At 72.8% G+C, this 3,200-nt stretch carries 2 protein-coding genes and 1 pseudogene; 2 read left to right on the top strand and 1 reads right to left on the bottom strand.

Annotated features, from left to right (window positions below; translation table 11 throughout):
• Positions 1–38: 38 nt before the first annotated feature.
• Positions 39–1,259, bottom strand: a complete 1,221-nt coding sequence (locus tag A6Q79_RS16950; protein ID WP_317698833.1) for a peptidase C39 family protein — start codon at positions 1,257–1,259, stop codon at positions 39–41.
• A 115-nt stretch (positions 1,260–1,374) separates the two neighbouring features.
• Here A6Q79_RS16950 and A6Q79_RS16945 point away from each other — a divergent pair.
• Together A6Q79_RS16945 and A6Q79_RS16940 are read left to right on the top strand one after the other, a co-directional pair.
• Positions 1,375–2,620 (top strand): annotated as a pseudogene (locus tag A6Q79_RS16945) (cysteine--tRNA ligase).
• Positions 2,621–2,680: 60 nt separating this feature from the next.
• On the top strand, positions 2,681–3,200 hold a 520-nt coding region (locus A6Q79_RS16940; protein ID WP_317698832.1), incomplete at its 3' end, for an RNA methyltransferase substrate-binding domain-containing protein.

Below are 3,200 nucleotides of genomic sequence, written 5' to 3'. Positions count from 1 at the left end.
CCTGTGGGCCGTGCGCGAGTGACCTCTCGGCAGGCCTGTCAGTCGCGCAGGACGTAGGCGGTGCCGGTGGAGGCGTCCAGCCAGGCGCGCTCGAGCTGGGCCCGGTCGTAGGTGCGGCGGACGCCGGCGGGGGAGTCGGCGGCGGGGGCGTTGACGACCACGTCGCCGTCCGCGGTGAACCCGACGACCACGAGCAGGTGGCCGTTGGAGGAGGAGATGGGGGCGCCGGAGAGCTCGCCGGCACCGAAGGCGATCGAGATGATCACCGGCACGCCGTCGGCCACGAGCCGCTCGACCGCACGCAGGTCGGGGAGCCGGGAGACGTCGGCGCGGCCGACCAGCCGGGCGGCGTACGCGACGTTGAAGGACCAGTTGCCGGTGCCGTCGTACCCGTGGTCGTAGGTCATCCGCGCCCCGTGGTCGACCCACGGCGCGGTGTGGCCGTCGGGGACCCAGGCGTAGTCCTTCTCCCTCGGCAGCGCGTCGTAGTAGCCGAGCACCATCGACACCGAGGTCGGTGAGCACCACGCCTCGCCGCCGTTGCCCCACTGCGGGTAGTGCCCCTCGTGGACCATCTGGCTGTAGCGCGGCACGTCGAGCACCGCGCCGCCCGCCCGCGACACCTTGCCCGGCTTGGAGGTCGACGGGCTGCTCGAGGGGCGCCGGGAGGTGGTCGCGGCGACGTGGCCCAGGCTCGGCGGCTTGGTGCTCGCACCGGTACGCCGCAGCAGCGAGACCCGCAGCCGCCACCGCTCCAGGCCGGCCGCGGAGGCCGTGCGCCAGGTGTCGGTCGCGACGCGCGCGAGGTCGTCGTCCTGGCTGCCCAGGCTGGTGCGCTGGAAGTACTTGTCGCCGTAGGCCCAGCGGCCCAGGCTGTCCCACGAGCTCTTGCGGCCCGAGGCGTCCCGCCCGCGGACCTCGACCTCGAGGAGCGAGTCGCCGGGCGTCTTGGCCTCCCACGAGGCGACCAGCTCGGTGAAGGCGAAGCCGGGACGCTTCCAGCGTGACACCCAGCGCCCGACGTCGTAGGTCGTGCCGTCGATGCGCGTCGTGGTGACCGGGTTCTTCAGGAACACCCGACCCCGGCGTACGACGGTGCCCGCCGTGCGCCCGTCGGCCAGCTCCTCGCCGGTCCAGCCGGTGAGGTCGCTCTGGATCTTCGAGGCCGAGCGGGCCTCGGCCGGGGCGCCCGAGGTCGCGACGACCGGGGCCCAGGCGACGACCAGGGCGAGCACGAGGGAGGGGAGCAGGCGGCGCACCGCACGAGGGTACGTCACTCCCGTCACACCAGTCACAGGTCGAGCGGGAGGGCGCCACGCACGTCACGCACGCGCGGGTTCGGCCCCGTGCGCCGCGCGTCCCTACGATGGAGGGGTGAGCATCCGGCTGTACGACACCGCGACCCGCGAGGTCCGAGACTTCGCACCCCTCGAGGAGGGGAAGGCCGGTGTCTACGTCTGCGGTCTCACCGTGCAGTCCGAGCCGCACGTCGGCCACGGCGCTCGAGAACGCCCAGAAGGTGGTCGACATCGAGCGGGCCATCGGACTGCACGTGGAGCCGCAGATCCAGCGCACCATGTTGCCGTACCCGCGTCTGCTGCACGTGATGAGCGTGGCCTACGCCGCGCTCAACGTCCTCCCGCCGACCTACGAGCCGGCTGCCACCGGGCACGTCCCCGAGATGCTCGAGCTGATCGAGCGCCTCATCGCGAAGGGCCACGCGTACGCCGCCGAGGACGGCTCCGGAGACGTCTACTTCGACGTGCGGAGCTGGCCCTCCTACGGCGAGCTGACCCACCAGCGCATCGACGACATGGAGGCCGCCGAGGACGCCGACCCGCGCGGCAAGCGGGACCCCCGCGACTTCGCGTTGTGGAAGGGCTGGAAGAAGGCCACCGAGCCCGAGACCGCCGCGTGGCCCAGCCCCTGGGGCCCGGGTCGCCCCGGCTGGCACATCGAGTGCTCCGCGATGGCGGGCAAGTACCTCGGCCAGGCCTTCGACATCCACGGCGGCGGGGTCGACCTGCGCTTCCCGCACCACGAGAACGAGCTGGCCCAGTCGCGTGCCGCGGGGCACGGCTTCGCGTCGTACTGGATGCACAACGCCTGGATCACCACCGCCGGCGAGAAGATGTCCAAGAGCCTGGGCAACAGCCTGCTGATCCCCTCGGTGCTCGAGCGGTTCCGTGGCATCGAGCTGCGCTACTACCTCGTGGCCGCGCACTACCGCAGCCACGTCGTCGAGCCGGGCGAGGTGCCCGACGCCTTCGCCGCCGCGATGGACGACGACCTCGGGACCCCGGCCGCGATGGCCGTGCTCTTCGACACCGTCCGCGAGGGCAACAAGGCCGCCGACCCGACCGGGCACGCGGCGGCCGTGCGCGCCATGCTCGGCGTGCTCGGCCTGGACCCCGCCGACCCGGCCTGGGGCCCCACCGGTGGCGGCGACGACCGGATGAACGCCGTGGTCGACGCCCTGGTCTCCGGGCTGCTCGAGCAGCGTGCGACCGCCCGGGCGGAGAAGGACTTCGCCACCTCCGACGCCATCCGCGACCGCCTCAAGGAGGCCGGCGTGGAGATCACCGACACCCCCGACGGACAGAAGTGGAGCCTGGCCTGATGGCAGGGGTTTCGAGACGGTTGCAGAGCAACCTCCTCAACCACCGGATAGGACACTGACGTGGCTGGAAACTCACAGCGCAAGGGCGCGATCAAGAAGACGGGGAAGGGCAACCCGACCGCCGGGTCCGGCGGGCGCGTGCGCCGCGGGCTCGAGGGCAAGGGGCCGACCCCCAAGGCCAAGGACCGCCCCTACCACGCCGCCCACAAGGCCGCGAAGCGCGCCGAGAAGGCCCAGGGCCAGCGCCCCCGCAAGAAGACCAACGACAACGAGTGGATCGCCGGGCGCAACCCGGTCGTCGACGCGCTGCGCGAGGGCGTGCCGGTCAACGCGCTCTACGTCGCGGAGGGCACCGAGCGCGACAACCGGCTGCGCGAGGCCTTCCAGCTCGCCGCCGACGGCGGGATCAGCCTGCTCGAGGTGAGCCGCTTCGAGCTCGACCGGCTCACCAACGGTGCGGTCCACCAGGGCATCGCCGCGCGCATCCCGGCCTACGAGTACGCCCACCCCGACGACCTGCTGGCCCTCGCCGCCGAGCAGCGCGAGAAGCCGCTGATCGTCGTCCTCGACTCGGTCACCG

Origin of the sequence: Aeromicrobium sp. REDSEA-S32_B7 (genome assembly GCF_001626145.1) — a bacterium.
Classification (GTDB): domain Bacteria; phylum Actinomycetota; class Actinomycetes; order Propionibacteriales; family Nocardioidaceae; genus Aeromicrobium; species Aeromicrobium erythreum.
The sequence above is the reverse complement of the archived record's forward strand: the minus strand, read 5'-3'. Positions and strand labels throughout refer to the sequence as shown.